Below are 12,526 nucleotides of genomic sequence, written 5' to 3' on the forward strand. Positions count from 1 at the left end.
ACGCTCGGTACGAGGCAGATTGCGTATGATGCGAAGGATGTTCTGGGTCCAGTGCGCCAGCAACAGTTACAGATGGCTGCTTAAAACGAATTAGCCAATCGTCGTGTGACCTTAAGTTTTTCCGTAGGGAAGGCAAAGACAACTGAAGCACGGAGTAGCCGCAGTACAATTTCCATAAGGGCAACGACCCAGTAAGGGAGCAAGAAGCGGCCTCCACCCCTTGAGAGGTAGAACGAAGGAATGTAAGGGCAATAGACCCCGTGTGACATGGGAGGGTAAACCGCAAGGGTGAAAGTGGAGATCCAGGGTGCGATCATCGCATAATGACTGGGGGAATATGGAATTTAGTGTTATTTCTCTGTTCCCGCACCAAACCCCGATCCCATAAAAACACAGTTATGCACTTATTATCCATCACACTCAAATGTCAAGGGCTGAAATACGGTGAATGAGTGAGGAAACACGAGATAAAACTAATTTATAGTGGGAGGAAATAATAATGAAAGTCGACCTGAATGCCCCAATTGAACCCTGGAAAGGCTTGGGTGGGATTAGTCTTTACACCCATATTTCTGAGTTTTATGGACCGTTACAGGATTTTAATGTAGAAGCTGATATTGTGTGGAAATTCCTAATTTCTTATGAAGTTGATAATGAGGCTATAATTTGGTTCAATGTTATTAATGGAAAAATATATAAATTGACGGCATTAGAAAACTATAAGGGTTTATTATTCAATCAGATTCACGTTGGCATGCATATTGACGATGTATTAAAGATAGAACATTCCTTTGAATATGATGAATTCGAGGAAGTTTATGAAAGTCCGAAAGGGGTATACATCGAAACGGATCCTATAACCCATCGGGTCATATGCATCTCAGTTTTCGTGAAGGAAATAGATGACGAAGACTTTGAAGAAGGAAAGTGGTAAGCGCTAACCGCCGCTGCTGGATTAAGTCCTAATTTCTGTGTGAAATAGCCTTGACTAGAATGAGCATCGATCATGGCTTGACATGTAGCCTACGCGGGCATGATTTCTTGCACTTGAGCAATGTGGAATGACACATTGCATGGTGAATCACTCCATCATCCCCGTCCCCCATTTAAAGGCTGTGCCACGTGAATGACTTCGGGTGCGGATGTTATTTCTTTGTTGCTGATCAGAAGTACTTCAGTATGATCAAAATACCTTTTACACCCCTTCAAATGGATCTCATAGCTACATGCTCGCGTTTGATGAAATTCACGCGGCAGATCAGACGGCAGAAGTGGAAGGCATCGAGGGGATAAAATTATCCCGATACTGTAAAGAAGAAATCCAATTACTCACAAGGAATCAAAAAGGGAGGATTTATGGTGGAAAAAACTAATATTATGGCATACTTTTCAGTTTCAGGTGATAACTTTAACCCCAATGATATTACGAAAGAACTTAATTTACCACCGGATGAATACTGGATTAAAGGAGATTCGGTTAAAGGGAGACATCCTAATGTCAAACGAAGGCAGACGAATTGGAGTATATGTACCGAGTACGAAGAATCGTTGGATATAAACGAATAATTGTAAAAATTGATGAAAATATTGTGTGGTAGAAGAAATGTTTTGAAGGAAATAAGGGCTAAATATGGTCTATCCTATCGTTTTATCTTCGTAGTCCAAGTAGAAGATCATGAGACGCCAGCAATGTATTTTGAGCCTGAGTTCATTGAATTTGTAAATGATAAACGCAAAGATCGATATCGATTTATATACCTAACAGATAAGCGACTAAGGATATAGCGTATGAGCACCAAATAAATCAGCAAAGAACATTAAGACTTCATTTGTGGTCGTGTCTGTGCTATACTGTAAGTAAAAGTGAGAAGTGAGACCGATTGCTGAAATATCGATGAGGATCTATGCGATTACACAAGGAACGATCGTGGCCACGTCATCTGATGTAAGAAAAAGTTGACGAAGGTGGAGACATCCTGTTAATTCAACTATAACGTGTTAAAAAATGGTATAACTGGCGCAACTAGACGTGCGAAGGGAGGGTTAGCGGTGTATCATATGACAGTTTACGACCAAGATGGGACGACGTTGTACGACCAACCGATCGAAGCAAACAGCGACAAAGAGGCAAAGGAAAAAGGCATGGCTTGGTTGGCGGAAAGCGACCGCGAACAGTGCCCGTACCGCATTTTTCATACGACAGGCCGCCTCGTCGCCTTCCACAGTCACCAAGCGAAACGCGCGTGATTACGCGTAATTAAACGTAAGCACTTCCTTGTATTGTTGTATTGTTATGAGTATACTTCCACTGTAAATTAAAGGACAGCGATTTCGTAGTCATGAAGCATTAAACATTACGTGTATGTGTTGATCAATATGTGTTGATCAAGAGATAATTGCGATGTGATTGCACGGAGCGTGAGCCATAGTTGTGGATCCCCCCTGAATGAGCGTCCGGGGGGATTCTTTTGCTTCTTTTGATAAACACGTCCTTTTTTAGCATGACAACGGGAACGGTGCCAATAAATTGAATATAGGCGGGAAAAAAGGTTCTACCTTCGGTCATTTGCACCAAGGCGTGCAACGTATCTGCGTCACCGCCAGCAGCTCGTTCGCGGATCGGTTGCTTGTCCGGCCCGAGATACGGTAATGCTTGAAACCGTAAGTCATCTTCTGAAAGGTGTCGAATGTAACGAATAAATGAAGGCAGATTGGGAAAATATTGCTGATGTGTTATTTTAGATTCTAATATTATCGAATGTAGGAGTCATCATATTTCGAACGAACAAAAAAGACCAACCTAGGTTGCATGTGCAAAGCATCCGGAGTTGGTAAGAGATTGGCAGAATGAGGTTTCATGGGGCTTGCGTGCATGTGTTACGCTTCTTTCGTATGATGCTTATGCCGTTGCAGGCCTAAACCGGAAATAATGCCGAGGAAGTACTCGGTCTCATTTTTAATATGGTTGACCAATGTGCGCGCTGTCGCGCTTTTGGCTGCCTGGCTCTTCTTTAGAAAATACTCGAGGAACTTGATGAACTGCTGATTGACGCGATAAGCTTTTTGTACTAAGCGGACGGTGTGTGCCGAGAGGTGGTAACTTTTGTAGCCGTAGCGGGCGAGACCTTCCACATATTGAATGGCGCGCCCCTCTAACTTTCCGAACCGTTCTTCGAAACGACTTAAAGCGTGGCGAAACTCCTCCTCCACGTCGAGCAGTTCTTTTAACACGCCGGCGTGTTCCCGCCCTTGCACACTCCAAAACCACGTTTCTTCGAGTAAGCGCAGTTCCATTCGCTCACCGTAATGATACATCATGAACCTCCTTTGACCCATTTGACGTAAAGAACGAATAGGTAAAACGCCTATTCGTATTAGCGTATGCAGTGCACAAAACTATGTGACGGCGAACGATGGGCGTCTTGTTTGTCAATCCGTGACCATATCGAGTTGTCACGTAACCGGCAGTAGGTTCACTACTTGTTGGCTTGAAAAAAGTGTGTCTTGACATTTCTGCGCGAAAAGGAAAGAATAGTACAATCGGCATCTTTACTGTCGTGTGATCAGCTTCGTTAGCATATGGTCGATCTTTCGATCAAGTGGCGTTATACGAATGGTTCCGTATGGCGGATTTCCTCCATTTAACGACGAATAATATTTCGCTACTCGAAATTTACGTTTATAAAAATAAAAAGTTTCGTTAGAAAGGAGAGTGGCGATTTGTCCAATGACTACAAAGATTTGGCGAGCAACAACCCCGATACACGACCAGTTATTGGGATAAATGACCCGCCATTAGAGGAAGGGCAAACGATTCCTCAGGAAGACATGCAAACAATTTCCGTTGAAGGTGAGCAAACAGCTTCCGTCGAGGGAACGCATACCGTTCGAATGGAAGGTGAGCAAACTGCTCCTGTAGAAGGACAGCCTACAGTTCCTACAGAAGGTGAGCAAGCAGCTCCTGTAGCAGGGGAGGAACCGGCACCTGCCGTGCCCCTCGTACGTCCCCGTCCCCAGCAGCGAAAGAACATCGACTTATCGGGAAATATTACGAAACCGCTGCTGTTATTTCTGATTCCGTTAATGCTCAGTAATGCGCTGCAGTCGATTAGTGGGACTGTAACTTCAATTTATCTCGGGCGCGGCCTCGGGGAGAAAGCGCTGGCCGCGGTGAGCACGGTTTTTCCGATTACGTTCTTTTTAATATCGTTCATTATCGGGATCGGCGGAGCGAGTTCGGTCTTAATCGGGCAAGCTTACGGCAGCGGCAACGTGGAACGGATGAAGGCGACGGTCGGGACGTCACTCACGTTTTCTTTTTTGCTCGGACTGCTTTCGGCGGTCATCGGCAATGTGTTTGCGTACGATCTGTTTGCGCTCATTCGTACGCCGGAAGAGATTGTTGAGGAAGCGGTTCGCTTTGCGCGCATCATCTTTACATTTTTGCCGATTATGTTCGTCTATATTAGTTACACGACGTTTTTGCGCGGGACGGGTGACTCAAAGACGCCGTTTTATTTTTTGCTCATTAGTACCGTGTTAACGATCGGGTTAACGCCTATCTTTTTGTTCGGGTGGTTCGGGCTACCAGTGCTCGGCGTCGAGGGGGCAGCTGTCGCCAACGTGACAGCGACGATCGTGACGCTCATCGTGTTGTTCGTCTATTTAGCACGCAAGAAACACCCGCTGGCGCTCGATAAAGAGACGCTAAAAAAATTGCGGCTCGACCGTGAAATTGTGAAGTTAATGCTCAAAATCGGTATCCCGACGAGCGTGCAGATGATTTTCGTGTCGCTGTCCGAAGTGGCGGTGCTCGCCTTGATTAACGCCTATGGCGCGGAAGCGACAGCTGCGTACGGTGCCGTCATTCAAGTGATCAACTACGCGCAAATGCCGGCGATGAGTTTAGGGATGGCTGTCGGTATTTTCGGGGCGCAAATGATCGGCTCGGGGCGGCAAGAAAAGTTGCAGGAACTGATCCGCAGTGCCGTCGTTTTAAATTACGCGATCGGGGCAATCATTGTCGGTACGGTATTCGTCTTCAGTACGACGATTTTATCGTGGTTTCTCACCGATTCGCACACGTTAGCAATGGCGCACGACATTTTGTTCATTTCGTTGTGGGCGTTTATCATTTTTGGGCATGCGATGATCATTTCCGGCATTATGCGTTCGAGCGGTACGGTGTTGTGGCCGACGACGATCGGCATTTTATCGATTTGGGTCGTACAAGTGCCGACGGCGTATTTGCTCTCTAAAGCGATCGGTCTGACCGGCATTTGGATGGCTTACCCGATTGCGTTCACCGTTTCGCTCATCGCACAGTATACGTATTACCGCCTCTTTTGGCGCGGTAGGACGCATCGACAGTTTTTCGATTCACCCGCTCCGGAAAACGGATAGGTTCAGCGGGGCTCATGGATCACGGGGCATCTCCAGGGCATTGCGGGGCTTACGGGGCAGGGTATCACGAGGCATCGCGGGGCATCATGGGGCCATCGCGATGTCATCACGGGGGTATCGTGGGACAAAGAAGCGCCATTCGCACATGGAATGGCGCTTCTCGTATATACGGAGGTAAATGGCGTTTAGCCTAATTGACGCCTACTACTCATGATGCACAGTAGCAACGACTACTGTTGCTGTGCCTTGGGTCCGGCGTTTCGAATCGCGTCGTCGACGTCTTTAAAGCGCTCGAAGTTGTCCGCGAACAGCTTTGCCAGTTTGGCGGCTTGCCGATCGTACGCATCCTTGTCTTGCCACGTGTGACGTGGGTTGAGGATGTCGCTCGGCACGTCAGGGCACGTTTGTGGTACGGAGAGACCGAAATACGGTTCGACGGCGAATTGTTCCAGTTTCCCCGCGATGGCGGCGCGCACCATCGTCCGCGTGTAGCTCAGCTTCATCCGTTCGCCGACACCGTACGGACCGCCTGTCCAGCCGGTGTTGACTAAATAGATGCGCGTGCCGTGCTGTTCGATGCGCTCCCCGAGCATACCGGCGTAGACGCTCGCTGGACGCGGTAAGAACGGTGCGCCGAAGCAGGTGGAGAACGTTGCTTGCGGTTCCGTTATTCCCCGTTCGGTGCCAGCTAGTTTGCTCGTGTAGCCGGACAGGAAGTAGTACATCGCCTGTTCCTTCGACAGCTCGGCGATCGGCGGCAGGACGCCAAAGGCGTCAGCGGTCAAAAACAGCACGACCTCGGGGTGTGTGCCCGTGCTCGGGATGATGGCACCGTCAATGTGCTCGATCGGGTATGCGACGCGCGTGTTCTCCGTCAATGTGTTATTATCGTAATCAGCAATGCGCGTTTCTGGGTCAATTACGACGTTTTCGCAGACGGCGCCAAAGCGAATCGCGTGATATATTTGCGGTTCTTTTTCTGGCGATAAGTTGATGCATTTCGCGTAACAACCGCCCTCGATGTTAAAAATTCCTTGCGGTGACCATCCGTGTTCGTCGTCGCCGATTAAGCGGCGGTCCGGGTCGGCCGACAACGTCGTCTTACCCGTGCCAGAAAGGCCGAAGAAGAGCGCTGTCTTCCCTGTGGCGTCCATGTTGGCCGAACAGTGCATCGGTAAGACGTTCTGATCCGGTAGGAGGTAATTCATGGTGCTGAAAACTGACTTTTTTATTTCGCCAGCGTATTCCGTACCGCCGATGAGAATGAGTCGTTTCGCAAAATGAATAATGATAAACGTCTCTGAATGGGTACCGTCCCGCTCCGGATCAGCGCCAAAGCCGGGCGCGTCGATGACAGTGAACGGTTCGGGGTGTGCCGACTGCATTTCGGCAGCTGACGGACGAATAAACAGTTGCTTGGCGAACAGTTGGTGCCACGCGTATTCCGTAATGACGCGCAGCGGGAGCCTGTGGGTGGGGTCAGCGCCGGCAAAGGCGTCTAAACCGAGCCACTGTTTATCTTGCATGTACTGAAGTAATCGGGCGTAAATGCTGTCAAACTGCGCTTCGCTCATGCGCTGGTTGACCTTCCCCCAATCGACTGTATGTGCAACTGACGGTTCATCGACGATATACTTATCTTTCGGGGAACGTCCGGTAAATTTCCCCGTTGTCGTCGCGAGTGCTCCGTCCGCGGTAAGTTGTCCTTCGCCCCGCGCAATTGCCAATTCTACTAATTGAGCGGTAGACAAATTCCACGTTACTGCAAGTGAGGGCAACAATTCGTCTACCTCCTGAATGTGAATGTGTTTTGACTGTGTAACTTGCACTACAATGACCTCCTACGTAGTTTGCGTTGGTGTAAATAGTATAACACATTGTGGATAATGATGTGACACATTTAGAGAAAAAAATTATAGGATGTGTAAAATGTATGCTTAACGGTCAACCAACGTCTCGACACCGAGATGAAAGGTCACTGGCGGGTTCGAGATCGTCTGAGGTGCCTAAGTCGCAAGCGATGTTAAACGCGCAGCAGCCGCTCGTGTGTACCGAGATGACGTCTGGCTACGACGGCAAACCTTATTTGCGCAATCTGTCGCTCGAAGTGCGCTCAGGTGAAATTGTCGGGTTAATCGGCGCTAACGGCTCGGGGAAGAGCACAACGATCAAAACGATTCTCGGCGCACTTCCGCTCATGTCTGGAGCAGTGATCGTTAACGGGGTGCCGCTTGCGGACGACCCGGTTGCAGCTAAGGGGTCGCTCGGTTACGTGCCGGAAGCGCCCGACCTGTATCAAGAGTTGTCTTTATGGGAGTATTTGAGGTTTGTGGCCCGTATATACGGAATGGCTGAAAACGAGTGGGAACTAACGGCCGAGCAACTATTAGCTGACTTTAACATGCGCGACGTTAAGGACCACTTTCCCGGGACGTTTTCCAAAGGGATGAAGCAAAAAGTGTTGTTACTCGGTACGCTGTTACACAAGCCACAGCTGTACTTAATCGATGAGCCGTTTATCGGCCTCGACCCGCTGGCGATTCGGACGCTCGTCGCTTGGTTAGAACGGGAAAAAGCTCGCGGCGCCGGTATGTTAATGAGCACACACGTGCTCGATTCGGCGGAGCACTTGTGTGATCGATTTTATGTTTTACATAGTGGAACTCTCACGGCCGAAGGGACACTCGATGAACTGCGTGCCACAGTCGGGTTGCCGAAGGCGAGTTTACTGGACATATATGCGCATGTGGTTAGTGATGCGCGTGAGGTCAGTGACGCACAATGACACCTGAACGTTACTTATGGTGGAAGCGGTTCGGGTATGAGTGGTGCCAACGCTATCAGATGATCCGCTTAAGTGTCGACTGGGTGATCGCCTTGTACGTCATCGTCCCTATGCTCGTCGTCGGGAGTGTGTTTTACTGGCAGTGGTTGCATGAGCCGCCGGAGTGGTTGCGTCCGGAACTAGCTGGCCTGGCGTCAGTTTTGCTCGTCGCCCGTGCACTGATGACACGTGTCAATCCGTACGTCAATGCGGCTGACATCCCGACCTTTACGGGTATGCCGTTCGCAAGCCGTTGTTTCGTCGCTCGCTCTTTTGCTTGGGCGTACGCCAAAGAGAGTGTCGTCTGGTTGTGCGTGCTGTGGCTGCTGTACCCGTTGTGGCACACGTTAGCCGTGATGCCTACCGATGTATGGGTCTGGTGGGTGACGGCGACGTTGTTTCAATGGACGATGTTAAATGTCGATTGGCTGCTCTTACACGTGTCGCACCTACTTAGTCCACTCGTGAAAGCACTCATTTTCGTACTGACAGTCGTAACGGTCGGAGGAGAGGCGGGCCGGGAATTATTCGCACGGCATGTTTCGTTAACTTGGCTGTTCCTTATTATATGTGCGCTGTGCGCGCTTACGGCGGTCGGCGTCGTGCGGCAACGGCGGTGGGATTGGTTGCGGCTCGTCACCCGCACGGAGAAGGCGCGCAACGCGAACACGCTGTTACTAGGTATCGAACAAGAGACGGTAATCGGTAGATGGTGGAAGAAGCCGCTGCCGTGGATGCGCAGACAGCTTGGGGGCCCTTTTACCGCCGCCGGTGCGCTGACCGAATGGCACCTTAAACGCTTCGTGCGTACGCAGTCACACGCCAAATTTTTTTACCAGGTGTTCTTCGTCAGTTTTGGCGGCCTGTGGGTGGCACCGTCCGGGTGGTTCAGACTGTTCGTCTTTTGTTTTGTCGCCTGGTTGCTGACGGAAACGTTTGTTATGGCGCTAAGCGGCGAACGACCGCTGCGGCAGCGCGTGTTGCCCGTATCCGCATGGGACGCACACACCGCCGCCGTCCGCGCGTACCAGTGGTTACTCGTTCCTGCCCTCACGTTACTACTAATACCGACCGGCATCGCTGTCGTACCGTGGTACGGCTGGCTTTCGTACCCGTTTATCGCCTATATTTTTGGAAAATGGCTGTTAAGTTTTCGGTTACAGTCGCTGTATACAGAAGAGTAAGTTGACGACGGGTGATTGCCGCCTAACGTGGAGGAGCCGTCCGTGTGACAGGCGCTGCGTTCACTGGCGTCGTCAGTTGACGGTAAAGCGCGCGAGTTGATTCGTTTAGGTGGGAATTATATCTAAAAAATGTCACTGGACTTGCCCCGCGGTGCAGTCACTTGCTATGATAGTTGCGGGTACATACCCCCCCATAAAAAGTGGATCAGGAGGATTATTATGCGTTTTATAAGCAACGAAGGCATCACAGACCCACGCGTCAACCTTGCCATCGAAGAATATGCGCTCAGACATCTTTCTCCCGAGGAAGATTATTTGCTATTTTATATTAACGAACCGTCGATTATTATCGGCAAAAACCAAAATACGCACGAAGAAATCAACAGCGATTACGTGAAGGCACATGGCATTCACGTCGTGCGACGCTTGTCGGGGGGCGGTGCCGTTTACCACGATCTTGGAAATTTAAATTTTAGCTTTATTACGAAAGACGACGGCGAGTCGTTTCACAACTTTCGCAAGTTTACGGAACCAGTCGTGCAGGCGCTAAAGCAGTTGGGGGTAGAGGCGGCGTTGGTCGGACGCAACGACATTCAAGTCGGCGAGCGGAAAATATCGGGTAACGCCCAGTTTGCGACGAAAGGGCGCATGTTTAGCCATGGGACGCTGCTGTTCGACTCCGATATGTCCAACGTCACGGCCGCGCTAAAGGTGAACAAAGAAAAGATTCAATCGAAAGGCATTAAGTCGATCCGCAGCCGCGTCGCGAACATTAGCGAATTTTTACCGGAGCCGATGACGATCGACGCGTTTAAACAATCGCTACTGGAATCGATTTTTGCGGGCGGTGACATTTTGCGCTACGAACTAACCGCTGCCGATTGGGAAAAAATTCGGGAAATATCGGCCGCCCGCTACGGTAATTGGGACTGGAACTACGGAAAGTCGCCGGCGTTTAACGTCCGGCAGACGAAGCGACTCGCCGCGGGTACGTTCGACGTTCGCCTCAACGTGGCGAAAGGGACGATTGCCGAGGCGACGATTTACGGCGACTTCTTTGGCGTCGGGGAAGCAGAAGTTGTCGCTAAATTGCTTAGTGGCGTGCGTTACGAAGAAGAGGCGGTTGCCGCAGCGCTCGAAGGCGTCGACTTGACGCATTATTTTGGCCAGGTGACGAAAGAAGAGTTTCTGGGGCTGTTATTTTAAAAAAAAAGCATTGCGGGTCGTGGCATGGTTAAACCGTCCTACAGCGGATTCTGCGCAGACGGTTTTCACTGTATGGCCACAACCCGCATGTATTTTTTCCTCACGATCCGTATGGGAGGAGCAGCAAGTTCATGCGCCATCGTCTCTTATGTGAGAAGCCGTAGAATAATGCTGTCACCTCCATGGAAATTGGCAGCTGCAAATGTTTGCTAATATGTCACTAGTGATCGTTTCTAAGTGGGAACACCTACTACATTTAGCCCCTTCTGCCTATGTTCTAGTAGATATGTAGTGGTTGATAGTTATTCGCGCGAGGCGGTCACCGCAGCCGTATTGACAACCTTAACAGTCTTTGTTTATCCTGTTATAGTGTGGCTGTGGTTTAATTCGCGAAATTGGGAGATAAAAACAAAAAAGATGTACATCGTGAGGAACAAGATTGTAAATAACTGTTATTCGGCAACCGCTTTTTTTGAGTATAATTGTAAGGTGGGCCGAAGGTGAGTGAAGGTTGGGGAGGAGATTTTGATCTAGAAGATTCGGGTGTTTATTTTACATAAACTTAATGCACCCTTCATATGTGTCACATACTTACATTAAATACTATATTGGTAGCTAGTAAAGTGGATGATAGTCGTCTACCAATAAAGCCGGGAAGAGCGGATAAGTATTTTTTGGACGAACTATGATTTTTCTCGAGGAGCAGGTGAGACAAACATGTGGCTAATCCCGCTAGCGTGTGCGGTGATTTTAGTGGCCGGCATCGTGGAATGGAGACAGCATCAGAAGCACATTAACGCCATTCCGATTCGCGTCAATGTGAACGGCATTCGCGGCAAGTCGACCGTGACCCGTTTGATCACAGGGATTTTAACCGAAGCAAAGTATAAAACCGTCGGCAAGACGACCGGTACTGCCGCGCGGATGATTTATTCGTTTCAAGACGAGGAAGAGCCGATTAAGCGTCGCCCGGAAGGGCCGAACATTAGTGAGCAAAAGCGCGTCGTACAAAAAGCGGCGAAGCTCGACGCGGATGCGCTCGTGAGTGAATGTATGGCCGTGACGCCTGACTATCAAATCGTGTTTCAAGAACGCATGCTGCGTGGGAATATCGGTGTGATCGTGAACGTCCTCGAGGATCACATGGACGTGATGGGGCCGACGTTAGACGAAATCGCAGAGGCTTTTACGGCGACGATTCCGTATAACGGTCGCCTTGTTATTTCTGAGGGACCGTATGTCGACTACTTTAAGCGCGTGGCGCGAGATAGAAATACGAAAGTAACCGTCGTGAAGCCGGGCACGGTTTCTGACGACTTCCTAAAAAAATTCGAGTATATGGTTTTCCCCGAAAACGCAGCGCTTGCCTTAGGTGTGGCGAGAGCGCTCGGTATAAAAAAAGAGGTCGCCCTCCAAGGGATGTTAAATGCGCACCCCGATCCTGGCGCATTGCGCATATTACCGCTGGGTAATCCGGATGAACCGGCTTACTTTGTAAACGCGTTTGCTGCGAACGACGCGGCGTCGACGTTAAACATTTGGGATCGGGTCGTCTCGCTCGGATACCCAAAAGAAAAACCAGTTGTCATTATGAATTGCCGCGAAGACAGGGTGGATCGCTCCGAACAATTTGCCGAGGACGTGTTGCCGCATCTGCCCATTGACACACTCGTACTCATCGGAGAGACGACAGACCCGATTAAACGGGCATACGAATCCGGTAAGATCAAAGCGAACGAGGTACTCGATCTTAACGCCCAAAGCGTAGATAAAATTATAGAAGCCATTCAAGGCGCGTTCGCCGACCGTGTCCTCTTTGGTGTGGGTAATATTCACGGTGCTGCTGAACCGTTAATCGAAAAACTGCACGAACTGAAACTTAAGCAGCGTGTCAGCTAGTGTCAGTTCC

General features: G+C 49.6%; 10 protein-coding genes. 8 read left to right on the forward strand and 2 right to left on the reverse strand.

Features of this window, described 5'->3' with window-relative positions:
- Nucleotides 1-499 precede the first annotated feature (499 nt).
- The 3 genes from BN1247_RS00730 (at nt 500) to BN1247_RS00740 (ending at nt 2,247) form a co-directional block, all read left to right on the forward strand.
- Complete coding sequence (locus BN1247_RS00730) at nt 500-934, forward strand: hypothetical protein (RefSeq protein ID WP_054948661.1); 435 nt, start codon at nt 500-502, stop codon at nt 932-934.
- Nucleotides 935-1,359: 425 nt separating this feature from the next.
- Nucleotides 1,360-1,566 (forward strand): DUF4279 domain-containing protein, encoded by a 207-nt coding sequence (locus tag BN1247_RS00735; protein WP_054948662.1) that lies wholly within the window; start codon nt 1,360-1,362, stop codon nt 1,564-1,566.
- Nucleotides 1,567-2,058: 492 nt separating this feature from the next.
- Nucleotides 2,059-2,247: a YhzD family protein gene (locus BN1247_RS00740; protein ID WP_231633361.1), complete on the forward strand. Its 189-nt coding sequence runs from the start codon at nt 2,059-2,061 to the stop codon at nt 2,245-2,247.
- 630 nt (nt 2,248-2,877) lie between these two features.
- Here BN1247_RS00740 and BN1247_RS00745 read toward each other — a convergent pair.
- Nucleotides 2,878-3,315: a DUF2935 domain-containing protein gene (locus BN1247_RS00745; protein WP_054948664.1), complete on the reverse strand. Its 438-nt coding sequence runs from the start codon at nt 3,313-3,315 to the stop codon at nt 2,878-2,880.
- 405 nt (nt 3,316-3,720) lie between these two features.
- Between BN1247_RS00745 and BN1247_RS00750 the strand changes: the two genes are divergently transcribed.
- Nucleotides 3,721-5,403 (forward strand): MATE family efflux transporter, encoded by a 1,683-nt coding sequence (locus BN1247_RS00750; protein ID WP_231633062.1) that lies wholly within the window; start codon nt 3,721-3,723, stop codon nt 5,401-5,403.
- A gap of 230 nt (nt 5,404-5,633) precedes the next feature.
- Here BN1247_RS00750 and pckA read toward each other — a convergent pair whose 3' ends face one another.
- The gene (gene pckA, locus BN1247_RS00755) at nt 5,634-7,232 is read right to left on the reverse strand and encodes a phosphoenolpyruvate carboxykinase (ATP) (protein WP_054948665.1); all 1,599 of its coding nucleotides are present in this window, start codon (nt 7,230-7,232) and stop codon (nt 5,634-5,636) included.
- Nucleotides 7,233-7,405: 173 nt separating this feature from the next.
- Here pckA and BN1247_RS00760 point away from each other — a divergent pair, with 173 nt between their 5' ends.
- From BN1247_RS00760 to pgsB, 4 genes are all read left to right on the forward strand, one after another.
- Entirely contained in the window at nt 7,406-8,188 is a 783-nt protein-coding gene (locus tag BN1247_RS00760; RefSeq protein WP_197278543.1) for an ABC transporter ATP-binding protein, read from the forward strand.
- Complete coding sequence (locus BN1247_RS00765) at nt 8,185-9,411, forward strand: ABC transporter permease (RefSeq protein WP_054948666.1); 1,227 nt, start codon at nt 8,185-8,187, stop codon at nt 9,409-9,411. Before BN1247_RS00760 ends, BN1247_RS00765 begins: the two co-directional genes overlap by 4 nt.
- A gap of 219 nt (nt 9,412-9,630) precedes the next feature.
- Nucleotides 9,631-10,617 (forward strand): lipoate--protein ligase, encoded by a 987-nt coding sequence (locus tag BN1247_RS00770; protein ID WP_054948667.1) that lies wholly within the window; start codon nt 9,631-9,633, stop codon nt 10,615-10,617.
- 717 nt (nt 10,618-11,334) lie between these two features.
- Nucleotides 11,335-12,516: a poly-gamma-glutamate synthase PgsB gene (gene pgsB / locus BN1247_RS00775; protein WP_054948668.1), complete on the forward strand. Its 1,182-nt coding sequence runs from the start codon at nt 11,335-11,337 to the stop codon at nt 12,514-12,516.
- Nucleotides 12,517-12,526: the final 10 nt, after the last annotated feature.

The sequence above is a fragment of the Numidum massiliense genome (assembly GCF_001375555.1).
Classification (GTDB): Bacteria; Bacillota; Bacilli; order Thermoactinomycetales; family Novibacillaceae; genus Numidum; species Numidum massiliense.